This is a genomic window from Lentimicrobiaceae bacterium (genome assembly GCA_020636745.1).
Lineage (GTDB): Bacteria > Bacteroidota > Bacteroidia > Bacteroidales > Lentimicrobiaceae > Lentimicrobium.
The window spans coordinates 25,531-51,981 of record JACJXH010000006.1; the positions used below are offsets into that span (position 1 = coordinate 25,531).

The window sequence follows — 26,451 nt, forward strand, 5'->3', positions numbered from 1 at the left end:
AAATAACATCGCTACTTTTTCAATAGCTAATGAATTGTGCGATAGCTAATATGAAAACTCGTTATCCTGGGTGCGGATAGTCAGTCGTTTTGTTGCAGAAGCTTCACAACGACCGATAATTTTGGCTGGTATTCCAAAACTTTCAGAAATTGTGATAATTTCAGCTGCATTTTTTTCAGGAATATAGAATTCCAGGCGATGTCCCATGTTAAAAACTTTGTACATTTCGGCCCATGATGTTTTCGATTGTTCCTGAATTATCTTGAAAAGGGGAGGGATTTCAAAAAAGTTGTCCTTTATGATGTGCAGATTGTCTACAAAATGAAGGATTTTGGTTTGGGCACCTCCTGAGCAGTGTACCATTCCATGAATCTGTCCGCGGCATGTGTCGAGTACCTTTTTAACTACCGGAGCATATGTGCGGGTAGGGGAGAGCACGAGTTTGCCATAGTCAACTCCCTCAACAGGACTGGCTTCGGTGAGGCTTAGTTCACCGCTGTACACCAAATCAATTGGAATGGAAGGGTCGAATGATTCAGGATATTTTGTTGCATATTTTTTTGAGAACACATCGTGCCTGGCCGAAGTAAGTCCATTGCTGCCCATTCCGCCGTTGTATGATTTTTCATATGTCGCCTGGCCAGATGAAGCCAATCCGACAATTACATCACCCGATTGTATGCGATGGTTTGAGATTACCTCACTTCGTTTGATGCGGGCAGTTACGGTTGAATCAACAATAATGGTCCGCACCAAATCACCTACATCTGCGGTTTCGCCGCCGGTTGAGTGTATTCCTATGCCATAAGAACGCATCTCTTCAAGAAATTCTTCTGTTCCGTTGATGATTGCTGAAATTATTTCACCGGGAATCAGGTTTTTGTTTCTGCCAATGGTGGAGGAAAGAAGAATATTGTTGGTAACTCCCACACATAACAGGTCGTCGGTGTTCATTACTACTGCATCCTGCGCAATGCCTTTCCAAACGCTCAAATCGCCGGTTTCTTTCCAGTAAAGGTAGGCCAGAGAGGATTTGGTTCCAGCGCCATCAGCATGCATGATGTTGCACCATTCAGGGTCATTGCCCAGTAAATCAGGAATAATTTTACAAAAAGCTTTGGGATATAGCCCTTTGTCAATGTTGCTGATGGCCTGGTGAACGTCTTCTTTTCCTGCAGAAACACCCCTGCGGATGTATCGTGATTCCTGTGACATAAAGTGAATGTGGTTGCTTTAAAAAGAACCGGCTGCAATGGCAGCCGGCAGATATTTCAGATTAATTAAAAATCAGTTGTTTGCTGTTTTGATCAAGCTTGAACCTGCCCAGCATCAGAATGGTGCTTTCGCCCATGATAACACCTTCGGTAAGCTTATGCGAAACAATGGCTTCTACATTGGTGGTTGAGCGTTGCCCGATTCTTATTTCCTTGATTCTGAAAACAGCCTTGTCAGAAATACTTCCATCGGCAAGTATTACGTTGGCGTCGCCAATGAAATCGTTTTTGGTAATGGCTCCTGTTTGCAGCAGTTTAAGCGCCTCCGGAAGTGAAAATATCAGGCCACGGTCGTTGTTGTCATACATTACTTTGACATTAAAGCCGTTGATGATGCACGGTATAAGTAATGAATTGCCTCGGCCGGCTTCGAGTGACACTGTGTTTTCCTCTGGGTTAAGTTTTATTTCAACTTTTTTATCAAGAAGTTGATTTTTAGGCTTGGGCACAAAGTCTTTACTCAGAACCCTGAACTCTGTTCGTCTGTTGAGTGCATGAGCTGCTTCTTTTTCGGGCACAGTCTTCAGCGAATCAATATACGATTCAGTGAGTTTGGTGCCGGCTTTAAACAGGAATCCGTCTTTTCTTATATCGCGTACAAGTATCCGGGGCATTCTTTCGCCATACCCTTTGGCAACAAGTCGTGCAGGGTCAATTCCGCGTTGTATCAGGTAATCAACCACCGATTCGGCTCTTCGCTGAGAAAGGATGTCGTTGCGCTCTTCAGTATCACGGGCGTCAGTGTGAGCCGCAAGTTCAACCACAACAGTTTCATTCTCAAGCAGCGTTTTTATCAGACCCTGCAATGAGTCCTGATATTGAGGTTTTAAATCCCATTTTGCCAGGTCGTAGAGGATATCAGGCAGTACAACTGGTTTTTCAGGAATAGGTTCCAGCATGAAATCAATCACAAAATCTTTGTTTTTATCGAGACCAACCGTTGTTTCGCGGGCTTTTTTATTAAAATAATTGTCCTTTATAACAGTCAGATCGTAAGTTGTATTGGGTTTAATTTGTGATTTGCTGAATGAATAAAACCCTTTGGGGTCGGTTTTTGCATCCACAGAAGATCCATCTGACCCAACGAGCTTAACAGTTGCCTGGGGCACAAATTGCAATGTTTGATCATCCTTAACAGTTCCCTGAAGTGTAAACAAGAGCGGAGGGTTGATGAAGGAGTAAATATCGTCGCCACCTCTTCCACCTTTGCGGTTTGAGGAAAGAAATCCCTGGTCTTCACCCGGCTGGAAAATCATAGCAAAGTCATCGCCGCTTGAATTAACAGGCACTTCAAGGTTTACAGGTTTTGTCCATATTCCGTTTCGTTTGATGCTCTTAAAAATGTCAAGACCGCCAAGCCCCGGATGTCCGTTTGAAGCAAAATAAAGAGTCGTGTCATTTCTGAGAAAGGAGAATACTTCATCGCCCGGAGTGTTAATTTCGGGGCCAAGGTTGAGCGGTTTTGAAAAATCATCATTGGCTGTTTTACGGGTAGCAATCCATAAATCCTTACCTCCTTGTCCGCCTTTGCGGTCGCTCGAAAAAATGAGGGTGAGTTCATCGCTGCTGATAGCCGGATGACCATTCGTAACAGTACTGTCGGAACCAAGTTCAAGAACTTTGGCTTCGCCCCAACCCCTGCCTGAACGTTTGATTGTAATGATTTTGCAATTGGACATGGCATCGTCAGCATTGCCGCAGCGGGTAAAGTACAAAGTAGAGAATTTGTCATTAAAAGCAGGTGCACCTTCGTTGGCCGCAGTATTAAGTTTTTCTTCCGTGTCAGCAAGCGTAGGTTCGCCCCATTCTTCTTTACGATCCTGGCGGGCAAGGAATAAATCACTGAAATTCTGTCCGGTCCAGTCGTCTGTTCCTTTTCCGGTGCTGCCTTCACGGGTGGAGGTGAAGATGATGGCATTGTAAAATTTATCAGCGTAAGTAGCCGCAAAGTCATCGCTTTTCGAGTTGACTTTTTTGACATTGGTAACGGTATATTTGGTTGGATTTTTCAACCATTCGGCGGCCATTTCGCATGATTTTACTCCGTTGGGGCCACGTGAATCTTCCGGTGCATTTTCACTGTAAATCAGATAGTAATCTTTTGCAAGGTCATATTTCTCATTGGCTTTTAAAACATCAGCATAGTTCAGATACACAACCGGATTACGGCGTGCAAAGTCACCTTTGATGATTCGCCTGTAGTTTATCTCTGCTTTTTTGGTTTGATTCATCATCCGGTAGCATTCGCCCATCTGAAAAGAGATTCTTTCTTTTTCGGGTTTGCTTTTGGTTTTTGAATAAGCTTTTTTGTACCGGGTAACAGCAATATTGTATTGAAAGCTGCTGAAAGCTTCATCAGCTGCTGCAATCCTTCGGCTTTGAGCAGAGGTAAGATTGGGGATACAGGTTGAAATAATGGCAAATAGCAGCGTGATTCGGAATATTTTCATTGAGGTGCTGTGATTATTTACGACTGGTTATTCAATCAGAGGTTAAAAAGATTGAACAGCTAAGTTAGTTATTTTATGATTGTCATTCCGGTTTTGGTAATGCTTAAAATGTTACGCATTTGTCCAAAGTAACGGATTTGATGGTTTAAAATTGTGTTATTCAGTACCTGGTTGTTTGCCGGAGCTTTCATCTGGCATTTTGTCAAGTCCATAAGGGTCTTTCAGGGCTGATAAAGTATCGTCCAAAGGTTTGGTTGAAAGGTTGTTTTCAACTTTACTTATGGTTGTATTCAGGTCTTTTTCAATAATCGTTGTTTCCCGGCGAATAGATTCACGAGCAGATAATAATTCATTTTTAATCGAATTGGTTTCTTCTCTGAACTCTTTTGTTATATCGTTGGATGCTTTTTTCAGTTCATTCATTGTGCGCCCTAATTTTCTGGCAATTTCCGGCATTTTCTTCGGGCCAAAAATAAGAAAGGCTGCAATAAATATGATCAGAAGTTCGCCTCCGCTGATATCAAGAAATAATAATTGGGCTTCTGTCATCTGGTTGAAATTTTAGGTTCAAAAGTACAAAAAAAAAAGCCCGGAACATATCCGGACTTTTTTTAGCAAAAGTTCATTTTACTTTATTTGGCAGCTTTCTTCAATTCGTCTTTGCGTTTTTTACGACGATTGGATAAATTGATAAAGTCGAATGCAATCGGGGTTGCATTAAAGATTGATGAATAAGTACCAATGGCCACACCAACCATCAACGCAAAGATAAATCCTCTGATAACTTCTCCACCAAAGATGAAGATGGCAATCAATACAACGAGGGTTGTTCCGGCTGTGTTGAATGTACGACCGAGGGTGCTGTTCATAGCGTGGTTCATGTTTTCGCTAAGCTCACGTTTCGGATACAGAGTAATATATTCCCTGATTCTGTCGAAGATAATTACAGTGTCATTGATAGAATAACCAATGATGGTAAGCAAAGCAGCGATAAATGCCTGATCTACCTCAAGGTTAAATGGCAGAATGCCATAGAATATTGAGTAAAGCGAGATTGTAATTAAAGTATCGTGGGTAAGTGATACCAAACCTCCAAGACCATACTGCCATTTCTTAAACCTGATAGCAATGTAAATGAAGATGACAAGAAGAGCAAAGAATACGGCCATTACAGCGCCTTGCTTAATGTCGTCAGCAATGGTAGGTCCTACCTTTTGTGAGCTTAATCTTCCTAATACTTTGGCTTCGTTGTCAGAGGTAAAATCTTTCAAACTCATTGGAGTAGTGTAGAATTGTTTTACTCCGTCAAAAAGTTTGGTTTCCACAATTGAATCAGCCGTTTTGGTGTCGTCATCAATGATGTATTTTGTAGTGATTTTTACCTGGTTACTGGCTCCGAATGTTTTTACTTCAGGGGCTTCACCAAACTGAGTGGCCAAAGCTGAGCGTACATCTCCGGTTGAAACTTCCTTGTCAAACCTTACAACATAAGTACGTCCTCCGGTAAAGTCAACTCCAAAGTTTAATCCTTTAGTTGAAAGGGAGATTATACCAATCAGAATAATAGCACCTGATACAAAGTATAAAGTTTTACGGATGCTGATAAAGTTGATGTTTACCTTGGTGAAAGCGTAACGGGTAATGTTGTTGTCAAAAGATATAGGTTTGTTTTTGGCCAGCAGTCTTTCAAAGATAATTCTTGAAATAAAGATAGCTGTGAAAAGAGAAGTGATGATACCAATGATAAGAGTGGTAGCAAAACCCTGGATAGGACCTGAACCGAATGTGTAAAGAACAATACCCGTAAGTAAGGTGGTTACGTTACCGTCAATAATAGCAGAGTAAGCATTGTTATATCCATCGGTAACAGCCAGTCTCAGTCCTTTACCCGCTCTTAATTCCTCGCGGATACGTTCGTAAATAATTACGTTGGCATCCACTGCCATACCAAGGGTAAGAACAATACCCGCAATACCAGGCAATGTAAGAACTGCGCCAAGAGATGTCAATACTCCGAAAATAAAGAAAATATTGGTAACCAGCGCGAGGTCGGCAACCCAACCAGCACGGTTATAATAAAGGATCATGTAAAGAAGTACAAGGACAAATGCGAGGATAAATGAAGTTAAACCTGCATTAATGGATTCACGTCCAAGTGAAGGTCCAACAATCTCTTCCTGAACAATACGGGCCGGAGCCGGCAGTTTACCAGCTTTCAGAATGTTGGCAAGGTCAAGTGCTTCTTCAATAGAGAAGTTACCAGTAATGGAAGATCTTCCGTTAGGAATCTCTCCGTTTACCCTTGGAGCTGAATAAACATATCCGTCCAGCACAATGGCTATCTGATTGCCAATGTTGTCACCGGTAAGTCTTTTCCATGTTTTGGCTCCATCAGCATTCATCGACATGGAAATTTCAACGCGGCCGTTAGGGTCATAATCCTGACGGGCATCAACTACTGCATCTCCGCCAAGTGGTGCTTTGCCATCGCGGCTGGTAACTTTAAGGGCATTGAGCTCAAGAACATCAGGTCTGTCTTTTTCAGGTTTAACTGTCCAGGCAAGTTTGAGATCACGTGGGAAAACACTTTTAACCTCGCGTAACATACGGTTAACGCGGGCTGTATCTTTAATCATGGCAAAACCAACTGTTGCGCCCTGTCCGGGGAAGTACCTTCCGTCTTTATCGGGGAAGATGGCCGGGTTCAGATAAGCATACAAAGGATTTTGTTTGGCATATTTTTCAAATGACTGTTTTTTGTTGTCAGTAGCAGTTGTGTCACTGATTTTATCAAGCAAGGTTGATTTGGCGGTGTCATTTTGTGCAACTGCAGTGGTGTCTTTAGCCACTTCTGTTTTTGCCAGCGTGTCGCCTGCCATGATGGCTGAGTCAGCAGCATTGGTTCCGGCCATTGAAGCCAGCCTTTTATTGGCATCTTCAAAAAACGGAACTAATTCTGAAAACTGGTATGTTTCCCAGAATTCGAGCTGTGCAGTTCCCTGCAGGAGTTTACGAACACGTTCTGGTTCTTTAATACCCGGCAGCTCAACCAGAATACGGCCAGCTGTCTGAAGTTGCTGAATATTGGGTTGTGCTACCCCGAACCTGTCGATACGGGTGCGGAGAATGTTAAAAGTGCGGTCAATAGCGCCTTTGGTCTCTTCGCGGATAACTGACAGCACTTCATCATTTGTTGAATTAAAGGATACACGATCTTTTAACTCAACGGTGTTGAATATAGCTGCAAGTTTAGCGTTGGGATCAACTTCTGTAAATGATTCACCAAACAGGGTTACAAAATCTTTCTGACTATCGCGCTGTTTCAGGATGGCTTTATCAATGGCCTGGGTGAAAGCAGGATTGGTGCTGTAGCCTGATAATGCTCTTACAATATCCACCACTGAAACTTCCAGCGTTACGTTCATCCCTCCCTTAAGGTCAAGACCAAGGTTCAATTCGCGCTCTTTACATTCCTGATAGGTGTACTTGCGCACAAGAATGTTGAAAACAGTCTGACCTGACATGGAGTCCAGATAATAACGTTCCCTCGATTTGCTGATTGAATCCTGCAGAGTAATTTCTAATCCTGCATTTCCTTTAGCCATTTCTTTTGCCTGACTCCTGGCTGCGTCATTCATGGAGTATTCCTTGGCTTTTTTCTCAACCCTTTTTGTAAAGAATGTGAACGAAAGCTGAAAAAGGCACACAATTGCCAGCGCAATCGCGAAAAATTTAATAGCACCCTTATTCTGCATGTTTAATTTAGATTAAATGTAATAGACTGATTTTTTGAGCCTGCAAATATAGAACATCTATTAGAATTTACCAATTCGGGTTTTTAAGTTTTTTTTAATACGGGAATTATTGCCGCTTTACTACAGCCGCAAGGGAAGTAGTGGCTTTCCGTCTGTTTTTATATCTTGACAGATTGAATAATATACTGATTCAGTCAGTGTTTTGTTGTGGCCAAAACAGCTTTTTGAGTACCTTTGAATACCTTATTTTCTTTGAAGCTTAAAATGATGTATCTAAATGATAAAGAGAGCGATAGGGTGATTATCCGAAGCCGGGTCTTCCTTCCTGGTTTGCTAAATGGAATGATGTTTTGTCTGGCTCAGTTAAAATCAGGATTTTATGTTGAATAAAAAATTGTTTCTTTTTTTACTTACCTGCTTTCTGCTAGGCATCAAAATTTCCTTGATGGCTCAGGATTTAAATGATTTTGGGTTTGTTTTCTGGAAAAATCTACCAGTTAGTGCTTCAAATGTGCAACTTGATAACCCCTGGGCAGGAGGTGTTAACAATGCTCAGTTCGGAAAAATTGATCTGAACCATGATGGTTTCGATGATTTGTTGCTGTTTGACAGGCATGGCGACCGGCTATTGCCATTTCTTTATCAACCGGGTGGTAATCAATCTGATTATTTATATGCACCTGAATACAAAAGATTCTTTCCGGAAATTAAACAGTGGTTTCAGTTGAAGGATTATAATGCTGACGGGCTTCCTGATATTTTTACCTACACCCCCGGAGGAATTATGGTCTACAGGAATGTCAGCAGCGATGAGCCGAAATTTGAGAGGGCTGTGTTTCCGTACATAACGTCTTTGCAAGGAAGCATTTTTACCAATTTACTGGTTACTTATGTTGATTATCCTGCCATTGAAGATTTGGATAATGACGGAGATCTTGACATTTTGACTTTCTGGGGTTTAGGCTCTTATGTGGAGTTGCATCGGAATATGTCGGTTGAATTATATGGAAATGCAGATTCATTGGTTTACCATAAGGTTGATTTTTGCTGGGGCCGCTTTGCTGAAAATCCTGAATCTAACCTGATATATCTCGATACATGCTTCAATAAATCAATGAATCAGCCAGGTAAAAATGACCCTAAACATACAGGATCAACGTTTACTTTGCTAGACATGAACGGTGATCATGTTCTTGACTTATTGCTGGGCGATGTGGATTACAGTGATGCGGTGCCATTGCTCAACGGTGGTGATAATTTTAATGCTGTGATGGTGGAGCAGTTGCCATTTTATCCCTTAAATGAGCCTATTGCCCTGTGGTCTTTCCCTTTGACTGAACACATTGACCTGGAGAATACCGGCAAACCTCAGCTTGTGGTTTCTCCTTTTGACCCGGGCCTGATGAAATCAGAAGGGTCGGAAAGTGTATGGCTGTATGAGAACGTGTCTGTTTCTGATGTTCCTGATTTCAGGCTGAAAACAAAATCTTTTATTCAGAATTCGATGATTGAAACGGGTGTTGGATCATATCCGGTTTTTGCCGATGTGAATAGTGATGGACTGATTGATTTGGTTGTGGGAAATTATGGACTTTTCGATACCTGTATTCTTAATTTGTCAGGTCAGTTAAAGTGCTATTATACGTCGGTTTTGCAGCTGTATCTTAATACAGGAACAATGGATAATCCGGCATTTACATTAATTGACAATGATTTTGCAAATGTTTCGCAACTGGAGCTTCTGGCTGCTTATCCTGCTTTTTTTGATATTGATAATGACGGAGATTTGGATATGCTGATAGGGGAGAGTGAAGGATATTTTCATCTGTTCTCTAATTCTGCAGGACCCGGAAATCTTCCTGTTTTTGAATCTCCGGTTTTGTCATATCAGAATTTAAAAACAGACGGGTATAGTGCCCCGGTTTTTATTGATATTGATAAGGATGGACTGGCAGATATTGTTTCAGGTTCGGCAAGTGGAAAGTTTTCATGGTTTCGGAATGCCGGCTCGCCAACTCAGCCTGATTTTAAATTGATTACCGATTTTTTGGGTAAAGTGAATGTAACAGATGAAATGTTATCATACAAGGGGTACAGCATTCCTGCCTTTATTGAGATGGAGTCAGGCAATTTAAAGCTACTTTCAGGCTCTGAAACGGGCTTATTAAAATATTTTTCGGGGATTTCGGCCGATACTTCCCAGGCTTTCGTTTTGCAGGATGCCCATTTTATGTATCTGACCGAAGGTATCCGTACTGCACCGGCCTGGGCTGATCTCAATCATGATGGTTATCCTGATTTGGCCATAGGAAATTATGCAGGAGGCGTTAGTTTATACAAAGGGACTCCTCCGGGGCCAGCGGGGATTCAGCCGCAGTCATTAAAACAGAAATCCCGGATTCGTATATCTCCCAATCCGGGGAATGGTATTTTTGATATGGAGATTATGAAAGATGGAGAATGGCAGGTGGAATTGTACAGTTCAACTGGGCGTATCATAAAAAAATTCCCGGCCAAAGGCTTTACTGCTCAAAAAGTAAGCATAGAAAAGCCCTGCTCAGGAATAGTTTTTATTAAAGCAACCGCCACCGGAATTGCCGGAGAGCAATTGTTTGGGAAAGCCGTAATTATTCAATAATAGCGTTTGCCGGTGGAGTCGTTGGTTCTTCCAGAAGTCCGAGTTCAAGCACTCTTTTGTCGAAATTAATGGTTGCTTTGCAGTGTTTTAGCAAATCGCAACCCAGTAGACCGTCAATTTGAGGATTGCCCATGCCTCTGAATGATCGGTTGGTTATGCCGAGGTCAATTGACGAAATTTTATAATTATTGATCACAACTGAGCCAATTTCCATTTTTTCGATGGTAGCAACATGGCTGTAAATGCTGGTTGCACCCGGAATAAGATTGCGACGTGAACTGCGTTTAAGTTCTGTCTGACTCACAAATTTCTGAAGATGGTCTGAATCAAGCACTGTTTTTGGAGCACTTGTGTCAACCAATAGCAGGGCGGGTTTGTCATTAATAATTACTCTTGCAAGTAAGTTGTACCCTCCTGTTTCAAAATTGAGTTGAATTAAATTTAGAGATGTCATGTCGTAATTGTTTAAGGTTTATAATTAAGAGACGAGATTCCCGGCTTGCCTCAGAAATTCGGTTTCAATGCGTATTTATTGTAATAAGTTTCGATTGTTTGTACAGCTTCTTCGGCGGTGTCAACCATTGAAAAAATTTTGAGATCGTCGTTGCTGATATTCTTTTCGTTCAGCATTTTTTGTTCAATCCAATCAAACAAGCCCTTCCAGTATTCTTTCGAAACGAGAACAATAGGAAATCTCACTGCTTTATGTGTTTGAATCAAGGTAATTGCTTCAAAAAGTTCGTCGAGCGTTCCATATCCGCCGGGTAAAACAATGTACCCCTGCGAGTATTTCATAAACATTACCTTTCTTACAAAAAAGTAGTCAAAATTTAAGAGTTTATCAGGGTCGATAAACGGATTTGCACTTTGTTCAAAAGGTAATTCTATGTTCAATCCAACTGATTTGCCTCCGCCAAAATGAGCGCCCTTATTGGCTGCTTCCATAATACCGGGGCCTCCGCCTGATATAACGCCAAAGCCTTTTTTGGTGAGCATATAAGCAATTTCTTCAGCCAGTTTATAGTATCGGTTGCTGGCCGGAGTTCTCGCAGAGCCAAAAATGGTCACACACGGGCCTATTCTACCAAGCTTTTCAAAGCCTTCAACAAATTCAGCCATTATCTTAAAAACAGCCCATGAATCGCTGGTCATGATTTCATTCCAGCTTTTGGGCGTAATGGCTTCTCTGATTCTGTCGTCTTCGTTTAGGCCGTCAGCGTACATAAGAGATTTAAAGTATTTTGAAAATTACTTAAAAAAAATCAGGCGGTAAATATACAAATTATTCAATTAATTTACAATTATAAATTTAATTGAGGTTTATATGGAGTTTAAGTGCTTAACTAATTCCTCTTTGATATATATTCCTGTAAGACTTGTTGCATTTTTTGTAACCTGTTCAGGAGTGCCTTCGGCCACAATTTGTCCGCCCCGTTTACCACCGCCCGGGCCCAGGTCAACAATATGATCAGCCACTTTTATAACTTCCATATTGTGTTCAATGACCAGGACTGTATTTCCCCTGTCAACCAGTCTGTTGAGCACGCCCAATAGTACATTCACGTCTTCAAAATGCAATCCGGTGGTTGGCTCATCGAGAATGTAAAGTGTTTTGCCGGTATCTTTTTTTGATAACTCGGTGGCAAGTTTTACGCGCTGGGCTTCACCGCCTGAAAGTGTGGTTGATTGCTGACCAAGTGTGATGTATCCAAGCCCGACTTCTTTTAGTGTTCTTATTTTCTGAAGTATGGATGGAATATTTTCAAAGAATTCGACAGCCTGGTTGATGGTTAGATTCAAAATGTCATTGATGGATTTTCCTTTAAACCTTACTTCAAGGGTTTCCCGGTTATAGCGTTTGCTGTTGCAATTTTCGCAGGGGACCTGAACATCAGGCAGGAAATTCATTTCAATTACCCTGACTCCGGCTCCTTTGCAGGTTTCACATCTGCCACCTTTCACGTTAAATGAAAACCGGCCGGCCTGGTATCCTCTGATTTTAGATTCAGGCAATGACGCAAACAATTTGCGGATATCATCAAAAACTCCGGTGTAAGTCGCCGGATTGGATCGTGGAGTGCGGCCAATAGGCGATTGGTCAATTTCTATTACTTTGTCAAGATTTTCAAGCCCTTGAATACTTGAATAGTGCAAAGGTTTTTTATCTGACCTGTAAAAATGCTGGCTGAGAATAGGGTAGAGCGTTTCGTTGATGAGTGTTGATTTTCCGCTCCCCGAAACGCCGGTTATGCAGTTGAAAACGCCGAGCGGTAATTTAAGGGTTACATTCTGCAGGTTGTTACCTGAGGCCCCTTTGAGTACCAGATTGTTGCCATTGCTTTTTCTTCTGTGTGCCGGAATTTCAATTTTTCTTGTTCCATTCAGGTATTGGCAGGTTATTGAATTAAATTTCGGCAATTCGGCAGGTGTGCCGGCTGCTACAATTTTACCTCCGTGAATTCCTGCACCCGGGCCAATGTCAATTACGTAATCGGCAGATAAGATCATGTCCTGATCATGTTCCACTACAATCACTGAGTTTCCAACATCGCGCAAATCCTGCAGTGCCTGAATAAGCTTTTGATTGTCGCGTTGATGAAGTCCAATACTGGGCTCGTCAAGAATGTAAAGAACGCCAACCAATTGTGAGCCGATTTGGGTTGCCAGGCGTATACGCTGGGCTTCGCCTCCCGATAAACTACCTGCAGGGCGGTTAATCGTAAGATAATCAAGACCCACATTTAATAAAAATTGAATCCGGTTTTTAATTTCTCTTACAATCTCGTGGGCTACCAGCCGGTGGCGTTCGTCTGAGAAGAGATCTTCGCGGCTGAACCATTCGTCAAGTGAACTTAAGTCAAGCTCAGCCAAATCTGCTATGGTTTTTCCCCCAATTTTAAAGTTTAGTGATTCGGATTTAAGCCTTGCACCTTTACATTCAGGACATTCTACATAATTCATAAAGTTGCTGGCCCATTTCCTTACACCGCTGGCTCCGTTTTCAACAGCCTGTGTGGCTATATAATTGACGATGCCTTCAAAATTCAGTGAATAGGACGAGGTAACTCCAAGGTATTCATTCTTAACCTTCAGCACTTCGTCGGTTCCATAAAGAATGGCATGAATGGCTGATTCCGGAATTTCGCTAATGGGAGTATCAAGCTTAAAGCCGTATTTTTCGCCCAGCGCCTCTATTTGCCTGAATATCCAGGTGGTTTTGGCTTCGCCCAAAGGTGCTATTCCTCCTTTTTTGATGCTTTTTTTGGGATCCGGAATGATTTTATTGAGGTCAACTTCGGTAATTGTGCCCAGTCCGTTGCAATGCGGACATGCGCCATAAGGAGAGTTAAAAGAAAACGAATTGGGCTCTGGCTCGTCAAAGGCAGCTCCTGTGGCAGGATCCATCAGCTTTTTACTCAGGTATCGGATGTCGCCTGAAGCAGGCTCAATCATCATAATGGTTCCTTTGCCTTGTCTGAGGGCAGTTTGTACCGATGAATTGATGCGCTGCACATTTTTTTCTTTTACCTGCGTTTTGTCAACAACCAACTCTATATCATGCGTTTTGTATCGGTCGAGCTGTAGCCCAAAACTGATTTCACGCAGTTCACCATCGATTCTCACTCTTAAAAAGCCTTGCTTGCGAAGTTGTTCGAACAATTCTCTATAATGTCCTTTTCTGCCTTTAACAAGCGGAGCTAGAATGATGATTTCCTTCTCATCGAACAATTCATGGATAAGATCGATGATTTTTTGTTCAGAATATTTGACTAACGGAAGGCCTGTAACCGGCGATATGGCCTCAGACGCCCGGGCGAATAAAAGGCGCATAAAGTCATAAATTTCGGTGATGGTTCCAACTGTTGAGCGCGGGTTTCGTGAAGTTGACTTTTGCTCAATAGAAATAACCGGGCTTAGCCCGTTAATCTCATCAACATCAGGGCGTTCTAAATTGCCAATAAACTGCCGGGCATAAGCTGAAAATGTTTCCATGTAGCGGCGTTGTCCTTCGGCATAAATGGTGTCAAAAGCCAGTGATGATTTTCCGCTGCCACTTAACCCGGTAATAACTACAAGGCTGTTGCGGGGAATGGTGAGGTCAATGTTCTGAAGATTATGCACCCGTGCTCCGAATATTTCAAGCTGTTCTTCAGGGTCATTTAATGACTCACGGGGTATGTTGGGGGTATGCTGATTGTTTTGATTCATTATTCAATCCGATCCGGTAATTCAGGGTTTCTGCAGAGGCAATTCTTCGCCTTTTTGGCCAAATATTGCATCCGGGTTTTCTGTTTCAGATATCAGTTTCTTATAGGAAGTGTATCCGCTTTGCGGCAATTCGATCTGGTAAGTTTTGCGTTCTTTATTTATAAGCTGATCGGTTCTTAACCATGGATTGAACTCTTTCAATATCCTGTAATTGACTTTATTCTGGTTTGCAAAGGTAATGAGATCTGTAATACTGGTGTCAACCGAAATGCTATAGGTGGGGATTACCGGATACAAATCTTTCTCACGAAGATAAAAGCCATATTCTGTTGGCTTTTCAATGATAAGTTTCATGGCCAGTATTCTGAAAATGTATCTGGAAGTTTCGGCATTCAGATATAAATCAAAATAATTGTCAGCTTTTTGGCGGTTCAGTTCTTTGCTAATACGCCCGGGACCCGCATTGTATGAAGCTGCTGCCAGAGTCCAGTTATTGTATGAGTTGTAAGATGCCCTGAGGTATTTGCAGGCTGCTTCGGTTGATTTTGCCGCATGGTACCGCTCGTCAACCTGCTCGTTTACTTCAAGTCCGTACTGGCGGCCGGTTTTGTCAAGAAATTGCCAGAAACCCGACGCATTGGACGGGGAAACTACATTTATAAGACCACTTTCTATTAAAGCCAGATATTTAAAGTCATCGGGAATGTTATTCTTTTTCAGAATGGGCTCGATTAAAGGGAAATAGCGGGCAGCTCTCTTGATGAGAAGTAGGGTGTTGGAGTGCCAGTAAGTGTTAACCAGTAATTCGCGGTCAAGCCCCTCCCTCACATAATATAAATCCATAGGGACTTGTTCCCCTGCAAATGCAAGCGTATCGGGAAGTGCAATTGCCTGAACCCTGTTGTGTGCAGCAAACGATTCGCGGTATTGTGTGTCGTTTTGCTTGTGGTTGCCGGTAAAACAAAGAAATGTGAACAGAGATCCTGCCAGGAATACAATGAAAAATATAATCAGGGGTTTGCGAAATGTCATTTTTATGTGAAGTTTTTGAAGTGTTTGTGCCAATGCCTGGTGCTGATGATATGATAACGTTTTAAAGCGCAGTTTCGTTTGTGTAAATCTTACTTTCGGCAGTTTTATTTGTAGCCGGTGCTGTTATGCAGTGGTTTGGCAGTAATATTTACTGATTATGAGTTTTACGCTTTTATATGGGAAGCGTTGTATAGAGAATCCCTGCTTTTATTCAACAGGGTGCAGGAGTGTTGTATTGACCTTATTTACCCGGAAATGCGTTGTCCGGGCAATCTCTGGTTTCATCGAAAGGCCAGTAAATAGAATGTTGTTTTTTTTAAAATATATGACCCAGTTCACTGAACAAGGGCGCAACTACATCTTTGGCAGAAAGAATCGGATTGTTGTTTCCCCAATGGATATTGAGGTCGGGATCGTCCCATCTCACGCTTCCTTCAGATTCTTTGTTATAAATGTTGGTGCATTTGTAGAAAAAGACTGTATTGTCCTCAAGCGTAAGAAAACCATGAGCAAATCCGGCAGGAATCCAATACATCCATTTGTTGTGCTCAGTGAGTTCTATGGCAGCCCATTTACCATACCAGGGAGAGCCTTGCCTGAGATCAACCGCTACATCAAGCACAGCACCCCGCATTACCCTAACCAGTTTACCCTGCGCAAAAGGGGGTTTCTGAAAATGCAGGCCTCGCAAAACTCCTTTCATCGATTTGCTCTCGTTGTCCTGAACAAAATTTGCATCAATTCCTGCATTCATGAATTTTTGCTTGTTGTATGATTCGAAAAAATAACCACGCTCATCGGCAAATACCTGTGGCTTAATGATGAGGACATCGGGAATTTCGGTGGGAACAATTTCCATAAAAGTAAAGGTTGGATGAATAAGTTGATGGTTGTATTCTCGTTGAGCTTTATTGCAACTGAGGGTGTAAATATACTGAATCCTTTTGGTCTGATAAAGAAACAACCTTCCGGAATTTTTAGCCCGGAAGGTTGTTGAAACTAATCAATCAGTTGACTGATTATATGTGAATTACTTCATCATAAGCGGCTGCAACCGCCTCCATAATGGCTTCTGACATGGTAGGATGCGGATGTACGGATTTGATGATTTCTTCACCGGTTGTTTCCAGTTTGCGGGCAACAACAACTTCGGCAATCATTTCAGTAACATTATCGCCAATCAGGTGGGCTCCCAGCCATTCGCCATATTTTGCATCAAAAATAACTTTTACAAAGCCTTCTTTTGAACCGGCTGCACTGGCTTTACCGGAAGCAGAGTAGGGGAATTTACCAACTTTAACATCGTAACCGGCTTCACGGGCTGCTTTTTCGGTCATGCCTACTGATGCAATTTCGGGATGTGTGTATGTACAGCCCGGGATATTGCCATAGTTGATGGGCTCAACATGTTTGCCGGCAATTTTTTCAACACATAAAATGCCTTCATGCGATGCTACATGAGCCAGTGCCGGCCCGTGAACGATATCTCCAATGGCATATACTCCTTCAACGTTGGTGCGATAATAATCGTCAACTATAACTTTGCCTTTTTCAGTCAGAACACCGGTCTCTTCAAGTCCGAGGCCTTCAAGATTGGTTGCAATGCCAACAGCTGAAAGGACAATTTCTGCTTCAATAACTTCTTCTCCTTTTTTGGTTTTTACAGTCACTTTGCACAGGTCGCCACTGGTGTCAACTGATTCAACAGTAGAAGAGGTCATGACTTTCATTCCCGATTTTTTGAAACTGCGCTCCAGCTGTTTGGAAACTTCTTCGTCTTCAATGGGAACTACATTCGGCATAAACTCAACCAGTGTTACTTTTGTGCCAATGGCATTGTAAAAGTAGGCAAACTCAGATCCAATGGCTCCTGAACCTACCACAACCATGCTTTCAGGCTTTTGGGGAAGTGTCATGGCTTCACGGTAGCCAATAATTTTTTTTCCATCCTGCTTCAGGTTTGGCAATTCGCGTGAACGGGCGCCGGTAGCAAGGATGATATGTGCAGCCTGATAATCGGTTTTGTTTCCGTCAGCGTCTGTAACTTCAACAATTTTGCCGGGCTTAAGCTTTCCTGAGCCGCTAATTACTTCAATTTTATTTTTTTTGAAAAGAAACTGAATGCCCTTGCTCATGCCTTCGGCTACGCCACGGCTGCGTTTTACAATGGCTTCAAAATCTGCACTCACTTCGCCGTTGATGCTGATTCCATAGTCTGCTGCATGTTTTGCGTACTCAAATACCTGCGCACTTTTAAGCAGAGCTTTCGTTGGGATACATCCCCAGTTGAGACAGATGCCTCCAAGCTCAGAACGTTCAACAACGCCAACTTTAAAGCCAAGTTGAGATGCTCTGATAGCAGCTACATAACCGCCGGGACCAGAACCAATTACTATTACATCGTAATTCATAGATGATTGTTTTTTATAATTTCCGTGTGTCAATGCCGCATTTAATTAGAATGTACGTTTACCCAAACGTAAAAAATCTCAACAACCTTGATTAATTAAGGAATGCGACTTCTGGAATTTGATTAATGAAAGAACATTTTTAAGCAAATTCTTAATATCAATGCAAAATTAAGAAAATACACCGCTTTAACAAGCGGGAATGGCTTTTGTTTAAGAGTTGCGTTAACATAATTTTCCCATTTTTATTAGTCGTCAAATTTACTTTGCAACCTGATAGCATTGGCCTGTAAATGAACCTGTCATCATATCTGAATGAATATTTTGGTATATTTGTTTGCATTGCATGCAAATTGTGGATTTATTAAATGCTTCAGCAGTAAACCACTATTGGTAAGGTGTAGTTTGTTTTAACAGAATGATGGTTAATTAAATCAAAGGTATGGTTATAAAAGTGCTGGAAATGGTTCGCATCGCCATAGTTTGCGTTGCATTTTATGCAGGATATAATATTGGTTTTGGCGAAGATGGTGTGTATCGGCCTGATACTCAACTCCATTTTATGATTCCAGTCGTTATTGTTGCAATAGCTGGCATATCTGGTCTGGAAGGATTGTTTCTGGGAAAGCAATCGGCTGAAATGAAAGGCTTTGAAACCGGAAGTAATTATCAGCGGCAATCGGCTATCGCACTTTTATCATATGCAGCAGTTGCTATTGTTGTTTATTTCTCGGGCTGGGGCATAAAGTCAGAACTGACAATTTTCTTCGCTTTCATCTTCTTTTTTGTTTTTTCAGGACTCAATCATGCGCTTGATGCAATAAATAGAAGGAACTATAAATGGCAAAATATTAACCGGCCATTTATTACACTTTTGTTGGTTGCCGGAATGATTTATCCGATTGTTGAAGCGATTAAGTTGATGTGACAGGGTTGTATGATTCAAATTTCAGTGTGTCATCAATATTTGGTAATTAAAAGAGCAGAGACTGCCATCAAAAGTATAATAAGCATAGCCAAACTTATTTCGTTCTGTTAACAAATGACCAATTCATTGAATTGTTATAGGTAAACTTTTGGCTTTTCAGAGGTGATATGATGGAGTTACTTTAGTTGTTTGCTGACAATCTCTGCGCTTTAAAAGAGCTTTAATCGCTATTTAACTATACTTCTGATTTCAGCATTATAGTCAACGGTTATATCCATCCATTCGTCCAGCATGTTTTGCCAGCTTCCCTGGCCAAAGAGTTTTTCAAATGCTGCTTTGGGGCCTGGATCTTCAGCCCAGCTGGCATAAGTGTCAAAGCTCCATAGAAGTGCTATATCTGCATTGTTGCTTGTGTGAATGGGGTTGTTATAAACCAAGAAAGACACATTTCCCATTGATTCATAAGTTTTCTTCAATTTTTCAGCAAGGACTTTAAATCTGTAATATTGACCACGTTTAAGATCTACAGTCCAGGCTTCATAATAAGCTGATTTTTTCAGAATGTCCATCCCAAATGAAAGATCAGGGTTGTAATTCCACAAACTTGTTTCTCCATAAGTTTCAACCAGGGGATCAACTGTTTCTGACCAGTCTTTGGCATGCCCGTTATCTTTGGCCGGGCGGGTGTCTAATCCAGCATAAGTGGCGGGGCCGAAAACCCAAACATACCAACCGGCTTTTTCGCCGTATTCCACCTTGCGCAGTCCGGCTTTGTAAGGCCCGTCAGGGTGGAACTTTTGGTTATGAGCCTTAATGGCGGCCTCAAATTTGTCGTCCATGCCTCTTTTAGGGAGAATGTACAGATTTTCAAATACAATTGTAGGTGAATCAGCAGGTTGCTGGGCAAAAGTAATTCCTGCTATCATCAACACAATAGAGATAAGGATAAAATACTTTTTCATGGTACTGTTGTTTTGGTTAATAATATCGTAAAGATAATCAATAATTTACGCTTATTTAGAATAATTATAAATAATATATTGTTTTTGCTGATTATTATTTTTCTACTGATGGATATGAGGAGAGTAAACTGTGATGATTACTGATGTTTCAGGTGTTGAGGGCGTTTTTGTATTTCGCAGGTTTTATCTGTTTTTTATTTTGGCACAACTGATTTACCAACTTGTCAGGTTGGTTTTGACAATATGTTGATTTCTGTGGATGAATGGTTTCTGATGAAGCGCTTATGTCAATACCCGACAGTTTTGTTTTTCAACGCTGAAGTCAGAAAATACCCCAATTGGGTTAGGCTTATGCTGTCTGTTATAATTTAACAAACTTTTTTAGCGTAAATCCTTCATTTGATTCAATTTTTAAGAAGTAAACTCCTGGCTTCAGATTGTCAATGTTAAGATAGTTGCCACTGCGTATTCTAACTGTTTTCGAAACCGCTAATCCAGCCTGATTTAATATTTGAAATGAGAAAGCTTGTTCCGATTTGCCATACCTGATATTTAGCATTTTCGAAGCCGGGTTAGGAAATAATTCCACCTCGTTTGAAATAGGGTTGTTATTGTTATGCTCATCGATACCCACGGATGATTTTTTATACATTTGACCTTTATTGTCAAGAAAATATCCCGTGCTTTCGTTAGCAAAATATACCTGTTTTATGTCATTGGTAATTCCGGTATTTTCTGTTGACCAACTGATTCCACCGTTCATTGTTTTGATTAACAGGCCATTGTTGCAGGCTAAAAACCCCAAGCTGTCATTGACGAAATATAAAGAATTGACTAATTGTGAGGTATTTGTAGCGATTGGATTCCAGCTTTGACCGCTATCAACAGATTTGTACAATGTGCCATTTCTACCCGCAATATATCCTGTGTGCAGTGAGGTGAACTGTATGTTCATTAGCTTTTCCGGCCCGCTTGTCAGTACTGTATTCCAGGTTTTAGCTGAATCGGTTGATTGAATGCAGATATAGTTTTGAGCTGTATCCCTGCAAAAAATAAACCCGGTTGAATCGTTCACAAAGTCTATTTCATAAGCGTTGCGGTATAAGTCAGATAAAGAGTCAACAGTGCAAAACCCATTGTTTGAAACTATCACATTTATCAAAGACGATTGGTAATCTCTTGAAGCTAGATAATAGCCTAGATTTTCATTGGGGTAGGATATTTTACTCACGTCCCAGAGATATGTATTGTTGGGTACATCAGTCCAGGATGAACCCCCGTCTGTGGTTTTGCTTACACCCAAAAACATATTGCCACACAGCTTAAAGCCTGTGGTTTCGTTTAAAAAACACATATCCGTCAGATAGTCTGGGTAATAGTTCTCACCATGTGAATACATGGCTGTAGAGGTGTTCCAGGCATCGGTGGTTTTATAAATTGTGTATGTGTTACAATGAATGGCCGAAAAATGTGAGGCATAATAGCCAGTGTTTGCTGATAGAAAACATGTTTTTACAACATTTTCACGCAGATACTGGATAAAGTTCCATTGCGAATAGGCTGTATTCATAGCTATGGCCATTATTGAAAGCAGAAATAGTTTTCTCATAAATAATGCAATTGATGAATGAACTAGTTAAGTAATTTGTAGAGGCTTAAATGTTGGCTAAGAACCGGGCCGGTATTATATTCTTTATGTGGATTGCATTGGAGAATAACACAAAATTAATCATTTATCCCGATTAAGCCAAATAGTCTTTGTGTAAACCTGAATATGGATTACATGCCCAATTCACGTTCAAAACCGGTTTCAAGTGAAATAAAAGTTTCAGTAAAAGTAATTTCGGGAATCGATTGTATTTGCTCTACAATTACCTGTTTCAGGTGCTCATTGTTGCGGGTATAAAGTTTAACCAGCAGGCTGTATTTGCCTGAAATATGGTGGCATTCAACAATTTCAGGTATTTTTTCAATTTTTTTAAAGACTTCGTCGTGTGTTGAAGTAGAAGTAAGATTAACCTGAATGCCGATGAAGGCGCAGGTTTGAAATCCCATGCCCTGGGGATTGAGCCTGAGCGAGGAGCCAGCAATAACACCGGCCTCTTCCATTTTGGCTACCCGCTGGTGGATGGCCGCTCCTGAAACTTTACATTTGCGGGCAACTTCAACAAAAGGGGTACGAGCGTCTGCATTAAGCAAATTGATGATTTTTTTATCGAGACTATCAAGATGAAAGTTGTGGTTCATGTTTTTAGCTGCTTTGATTAGAATATTTTGCAAAAATGCTAAAAATGATTAGATATTTTAAAAAAATAAGCTTAATGGGTTTGGTAATATCAGATATGGTTGACAATATGTTTAATAATGATATTTTTGCTTGAAACTTTTTAGTTTTTTACTGAATATACTGTTCAAAATATAAACCTTAAAAACAAGCAATATGAAATTCGATCCGGCTAGTCAGATTCAGGACTTACGTCAATTTGGCGAATTTGGTGGCGTAAACCCATCAATAACTGATTCGGCAACTTTTACCTTTATGGAGGCCAAAACAATGGTTGATACGTTTCATGGAGAGACCGAAGGTTGTTTCCTGTACTCACGTCATTGGAATCCCAGTAATAAATTTCTGGCCGATGCCATGGCTGCCATGGAAGGCACAGAAGCCGGCTGGGTTACAGGAAGTGGCATGGGTGCTATTACGACCACTATTTTGCACCTGATTTCATGCGGCGACCACATTGTTTCGAGTATCACTACTTACGGAGGTACTTTTGCATTTTTGGCAAATTATCTGAAAAAATTTAATGTTGAAGTTTCATTTGTCGACATTACCGACCTGAAAGCTGTTGAAGCAGCCATTCGTCCGAACACCAGAATGATTTATACTGAAAGCATGACCAATCCATTGCTTCAGATATCTGACATTCCTTCATTGGCTGCTATTGCCAACAAGAACAATATCAAGCTTGTTGTTGATAATACGTTTACCCCGATGATTATTAGCCCTGCCCGTCTTGGCGCTCATGTTGTGGTTTATAGTCTTACCAAGTTTGTAAATGGTAAAAACGATTGTGTTGCAGGTGCTATTTGTGCCAGCAATGAATTCATCAATTCGATGATTGATGTAAATGACGGGACAGCCATGCTGTTAGGGCCGGTACTTGATCCTTTGCGCTCGTCATCTATCCTGAAGAATATGCACACGTTACATATCCGTATGAAACAGCATAGCTACAATGCAGCCTATCTGGCTGAGAAATTTACAGCAGCTGGTATTCGCACCATTTATCCGGGTCTGCCTGCTCATCCTGGCCATGATTTACTGAAAACCATGATGAATGACCAGTTTGGTTTTGGTGGGATGATTGCCATTGATTTGGAAACTGCCGAAAAAGCTTCAGCATTTATGGAAGATATGGAAGCCAATGATGTTGGATATCTGGCGGTTAGTCTTGGCTATTTTAAAACTTTGTTCAGCAATTCAGGTAAAAGTACTTCGAGCGAAGTTCCTGAAGACGTGCAGCGTAAAATGGGTCTGAGCGAAGGCCTGGTGCGCTACAGTGTTGGTCTTGACAATGATATCGAACGCAGCTGGCTGAAAATTGAACAAAGCCTGAAAAAAGTTGGCTTTATCAAATAAGGCCTGACGGATTAAATGATTTGTCAGAAAGCCCTGAACCGTCAGCCATCAGTTGATGTTTCAGGGCTTTTTTATTCCTGTTGCTGGCAAAATCCCCGGCAGGTATTTACATGGTTTCTGTCTGAAAAGCGAATTTTGAGCGTAACATTTGTAGGCCTCTTCAGAAAAAGTTTGAGCTGCCACAATTGATAAATTAATTATCAAATGAGAAATCAGGTTTATGTTGAAATGGAGTTTTTTTTCTAAAAAAGAAGAAGGCCCTTAAACAAGAGCCTTCTTTCGGTTAACTAATGAGCTTTTCTTTTCTGTTGAAGTTCAATACTTCTTTTAAATTTATATTTAAGTGCTTTTTGCTGAAGTTCGCCGGTTTCTTTTTTATGCTTTATCAGCTTCATGATTTCTTCAGGAGAATAGGCGTTGACATTTGTTTTGCTGACTACGGTTTGGTAATCAGTGTTTTGGTAGAGTTTGGGTTGCTTTTTTACTTCGGTATTCTTTTGGGCAGCCCCACCCTGAATCAAACCATTTACAAATTCAAAAGGTTTGCCGTCAGCAGTGCTGTAAAAGTAAAAATTGTTGTCTTCATTCGCTTCAGCGATATCGTCAAACCCATCAGCCAGCAGCACCAGGTAGTATTTACCGTTAATGGTTGAAGGCATTGAGTAATTAAACAGAAAATCAGCTTCCTGTTGATTGTAAAGGGCTGCAGCAACACTCACCCCAGAAGGAACATTGATGTAATTCCACCAGCTTCCGGCAACACCTATGCCACCATCCCAATATGCATTATCGCCGGGCGTGGTGCTAAATTCATCAGTATAATAGTCATGAATAAGAATTTCATAATCGTTGGCATCGTAAGCGTTGTAGAACATATACAGAATGCTCCAGCGTGATGATGCCATTATGGTTTGTGTGCCTGAATTGTATACGTTGTAGGTAATTTGTCTGTCAAGAGGGTTGGTCGATTCCGGATTGTCTTCATCAATCAGGTTCCAGGCCAATAGGTCTAAACCTGTAATGATATTGCCAGAGCCTACCTGACCACCTGAAACATTGACATCAGTTTTGTTTTGTGCTACAAAAGCAGCAAAGCAGAAGTTGCTGACAAAGAAGTCGTAATCTACCCAAATAGTGCCTGCATTTCCCCATGTATTTCCCCATGTGTTGATGACCTTGAATGCGTTTTTGCTGTCATCATACCCGGCAAGTACCATGGCATGGTAGGCATGTTGCATTCCGGGGTTCAGGTAAGTGTCATAGTCAATTACCGCGTCGCTGTTCCACCGCATAAAACGGTCGCCGAGTTTGGCTCCGAAAGCGATAGGCCTGCCTTCAGCAAGATATGCCTTGAAGTTTTCTACGGTCATGGAGGCGCTGTTACTTTGGTCAGCTATTTTCCGATAGTTTAAAAGTTTATTGTCAGCTGCATCCTGCGTCCAATCCTGAGGAGGGGTTTGACTGCAATCACCCATGCTTGAATAGGGCACAGTTGCCATGGAAGCTCCTCCGCGCGAAATAAGTTGGTCCATAGCAGATTCGAACTGGGTTCCGTTGCAATTACTTCCTTTTTCGGCGCTGGGAATAGCCCAGAAAACGTCTTTCGGGCTGGTTTGGTTTGAGGCTTGAGCCAACTGGCTGGCTGTCCATTGGTTGTCAATTCCATTCATGGCTGTTTTCAGATTATACCCAACGGCCCAGGCAACACAAGTACCATATTCACCCTGATCACCAATCGGAGGGAATTTGCCCGTAAGGTTAACACTTGATGGCAGTGCGCCTGTGTTATCATTAACATCCAAATCCTGTGGAATCTCATCGAGATTTTCATCTTCTGCATTCCAACTGGCCATTGCCTGAACCAGAATTTCGCTCAGAAACTGTGTTACTTCCTCTTTTGTGCAACTGCTGAATGAAAAGGTTATTGCTAAAAAAGCCATCAAGGGAATAAGTATGGCAGATGTAGCCGGTTTGATGAGGCGGTTTCTCATGTGTTTGTTGTTATAGGTTAATTTTTGGTTTTGCTTTGTATTATTGTTCGGAAAACTCTTTGAATGTAGCAAATTGTGTGCCTTTTGTTATAATTGTTCCGGCCGGGCCGGTTGTAAATTCTTCCATAACAGGCTTGCCAAGCGTAAAAATAGTGCCGGAGAGATCAAATTGGCCATTCACCGTTGATTTGCTTAAATTTACACTATGGCAGAATGTGCTGTTGGTCAAAGTAGCGTTACCCTGAAATTGAACGCTGATAAGGTCAAGTTTACCCCATACGGTTGTATTGGCCATTCTGAAATCATTGCCAAAATTGGCATAGGTGAAATATGCATCACTTTTAAAATTGGTGAGTGAAAGTTCACATTTGCCATTGCAGTCCAGGTCGCTGAAACGGGCATTCCCAACAAAATCAGAGCTCTGAAAAGTTAGTTTCCCTGATGTTTTACCTTTAAAAAAATCGATAGCACCTCCTATGAAGGATTCCTGCATACTGAAGAATTTTTCGGATGTAAAGGCAGTAAAATAAGTTTGTCTGCCTTTAAAAGTCACATTGTTAAATAAGGCTTTTTCTCTGAAAATGGCTCCTGTAAAGTTAGCCATTCCATCAACTATCATGTTGTCAAATTCTGCGTTTGCCCTGAAATCGCAGGCTTCAAATGTAAGAGTGCTTTTAAAATGAGTTGTAACAGCCGCCTTATCACTTGTATTGTTGGTGGTTACCCTGCCCATAAAAATACAATCGATAAAAGTTACCGGCACTTCAATTGCAGTAATTAAATGCGAAGAGCTGAATGTTACTTTTGACTTTGTCCTGGTGAAATCCAGATCTCCGGTAATGATTTTACCTGAGATTTCAACAGCTTTGCCCTTGTCAATGGTTTTAATGATGTCATCGGGACTGATGCCATTGTTCACTTCCGGAAGGGTATCGGCTTTGCAGCCTGATATAATAAGCATTGAAAGTAAAAGTAATAAAACAGATTTCTTCATATTTGTTATTTTTGTCATGCAATTTAGTGAGTTTTTGATTAATCGGGAGCTGATCCGGTGCTGGGTTGATGATTTTAATTTATCAAAATGTAATTTCTCCATAACAGCATGACATGCTGGCGAATGCAAAATTTATTAAATCAATAAAGAGACCGCGGGATAAACAA

Annotated in this window: 18 protein-coding genes; 3 read left to right on the forward strand and 15 right to left on the reverse strand. The window is 41.2% G+C overall.

What is annotated here, in order from left to right:
• Window positions 1-45 precede the first annotated feature (45 nt).
• The 4 genes from H6541_10205 to secDF all read right to left on the reverse strand — a co-directional run bounded on the left by H6541_10205 (window position 46) and on the right by secDF (window position 7,479).
• Entirely contained in the window at window positions 46-1,215 is a 1,170-nt protein-coding gene (locus H6541_10205) for a phosphoribosylformylglycinamidine cyclo-ligase (protein ID MCB9016155.1), read from the reverse strand.
• A gap of 61 nt (window positions 1,216-1,276) precedes the next feature.
• Window positions 1,277-3,724 carry an OmpA family protein gene (locus tag H6541_10210; protein ID MCB9016156.1) on the reverse strand — a complete coding sequence of 816 codons (2,448 nt, stop codon included), beginning with the start codon at window positions 3,722-3,724 and terminating at the stop codon, window positions 1,277-1,279.
• Between the two features lie 156 nt (window positions 3,725-3,880).
• Window positions 3,881-4,273 (reverse strand): twin-arginine translocase TatA/TatE family subunit, encoded by a 393-nt coding sequence (locus H6541_10215; GenBank protein ID MCB9016157.1) that lies wholly within the window; start codon window positions 4,271-4,273, stop codon window positions 3,881-3,883.
• Between the two features lie 83 nt (window positions 4,274-4,356).
• Entirely contained in the window at window positions 4,357-7,479 is a 3,123-nt protein-coding gene (gene secDF / locus H6541_10220; protein MCB9016158.1) for a protein translocase subunit SecDF, read from the reverse strand.
• A 379-nt stretch (window positions 7,480-7,858) separates the two neighbouring features.
• Between secDF and H6541_10225 the strand changes: the two genes are divergently transcribed.
• Window positions 7,859-10,117: a VCBS repeat-containing protein gene (locus H6541_10225; GenBank protein MCB9016159.1), complete on the forward strand. Its 2,259-nt coding sequence runs from the start codon at window positions 7,859-7,861 to the stop codon at window positions 10,115-10,117.
• On the opposite strand, the gene H6541_10230 is transcribed toward H6541_10225, so the two are convergent.
• The 6 genes from H6541_10230 to lpdA all read right to left on the reverse strand — a co-directional run bounded on the left by H6541_10230 (window position 10,107) and on the right by lpdA (window position 17,769).
• Entirely contained in the window at window positions 10,107-10,571 is a 465-nt protein-coding gene (locus H6541_10230) for a retropepsin-like domain-containing protein (protein ID MCB9016160.1), read from the reverse strand. The two genes, H6541_10225 and H6541_10230, sit on opposite strands and share 11 nt — an antisense overlap.
• Window positions 10,572-10,621: 50 nt before the next feature.
• Complete coding sequence (locus H6541_10235; protein ID MCB9016161.1) at window positions 10,622-11,341, reverse strand: TIGR00730 family Rossman fold protein; 720 nt, start codon at window positions 11,339-11,341, stop codon at window positions 10,622-10,624.
• Between the two features lie 96 nt (window positions 11,342-11,437).
• Window positions 11,438-14,326, reverse strand: coding sequence for an excinuclease ABC subunit UvrA (uvrA, locus tag H6541_10240; GenBank protein ID MCB9016162.1), 2,889 nt, complete (start codon window positions 14,324-14,326; stop codon window positions 11,438-11,440).
• Between the two features lie 21 nt (window positions 14,327-14,347).
• Window positions 14,348-15,358: a lytic transglycosylase domain-containing protein gene (locus H6541_10245; protein MCB9016163.1), complete on the reverse strand. Its 1,011-nt coding sequence runs from the start codon at window positions 15,356-15,358 to the stop codon at window positions 14,348-14,350.
• A gap of 316 nt (window positions 15,359-15,674) precedes the next feature.
• A complete protein-coding gene (gene rfbC, locus H6541_10250; GenBank protein MCB9016164.1) occupies window positions 15,675-16,217 on the reverse strand; it encodes a dTDP-4-dehydrorhamnose 3,5-epimerase in 543 nt (180 codons plus the stop codon).
• A gap of 160 nt (window positions 16,218-16,377) precedes the next feature.
• A complete protein-coding gene (lpdA, locus tag H6541_10255; GenBank protein MCB9016165.1) occupies window positions 16,378-17,769 on the reverse strand; it encodes a dihydrolipoyl dehydrogenase in 1,392 nt (463 codons plus the stop codon).
• Between the two features lie 439 nt (window positions 17,770-18,208).
• On the opposite strand from lpdA, the gene H6541_10260 reads away from it, so the two are divergent.
• The gene (locus H6541_10260; protein MCB9016166.1) at window positions 18,209-18,694 is read left to right on the forward strand and encodes a hypothetical protein; all 486 of its coding nucleotides are present in this window, start codon (window positions 18,209-18,211) and stop codon (window positions 18,692-18,694) included.
• Between the two features lie 227 nt (window positions 18,695-18,921).
• Here H6541_10260 and H6541_10265 read toward each other — a convergent pair whose 3' ends face one another.
• The 3 genes from H6541_10265 to H6541_10275 all read right to left on the reverse strand — a co-directional run bounded on the left by H6541_10265 (window position 18,922) and on the right by H6541_10275 (window position 21,903).
• A complete protein-coding gene (locus tag H6541_10265; protein MCB9016167.1) occupies window positions 18,922-19,656 on the reverse strand; it encodes a hypothetical protein in 735 nt (244 codons plus the stop codon).
• A 361-nt stretch (window positions 19,657-20,017) separates the two neighbouring features.
• Complete coding sequence (locus tag H6541_10270) at window positions 20,018-21,265, reverse strand: T9SS type A sorting domain-containing protein (GenBank protein ID MCB9016168.1); 1,248 nt, start codon at window positions 21,263-21,265, stop codon at window positions 20,018-20,020.
• Between the two features lie 170 nt (window positions 21,266-21,435).
• Window positions 21,436-21,903, reverse strand: a complete 468-nt coding sequence (locus tag H6541_10275) for an Lrp/AsnC ligand binding domain-containing protein (GenBank protein ID MCB9016169.1) — start codon at window positions 21,901-21,903, stop codon at window positions 21,436-21,438.
• Window positions 21,904-22,096: 193 nt separating this feature from the next.
• Between H6541_10275 and H6541_10280 the strand changes: the two genes are divergently transcribed.
• Window positions 22,097-23,299 carry an aminotransferase class I/II-fold pyridoxal phosphate-dependent enzyme gene (locus H6541_10280; GenBank protein ID MCB9016170.1) on the forward strand — a complete coding sequence of 401 codons (1,203 nt, stop codon included), beginning with the start codon at window positions 22,097-22,099 and terminating at the stop codon, window positions 23,297-23,299.
• Between the two features lie 287 nt (window positions 23,300-23,586).
• Here H6541_10280 and H6541_10285 read toward each other — a convergent pair whose 3' ends face one another.
• Both H6541_10285 and H6541_10290 read right to left on the reverse strand, forming a co-directional pair.
• Window positions 23,587-25,290: a C1 family peptidase gene (locus H6541_10285; GenBank protein MCB9016171.1), complete on the reverse strand. Its 1,704-nt coding sequence runs from the start codon at window positions 25,288-25,290 to the stop codon at window positions 23,587-23,589.
• A 40-nt stretch (window positions 25,291-25,330) separates the two neighbouring features.
• On the reverse strand, window positions 25,331-26,284 hold the full coding sequence (locus H6541_10290) for a hypothetical protein (protein ID MCB9016172.1): 954 nt from the start codon (window positions 26,282-26,284) through the stop codon (window positions 25,331-25,333).
• Window positions 26,285-26,451 lie beyond the last annotated feature (167 nt).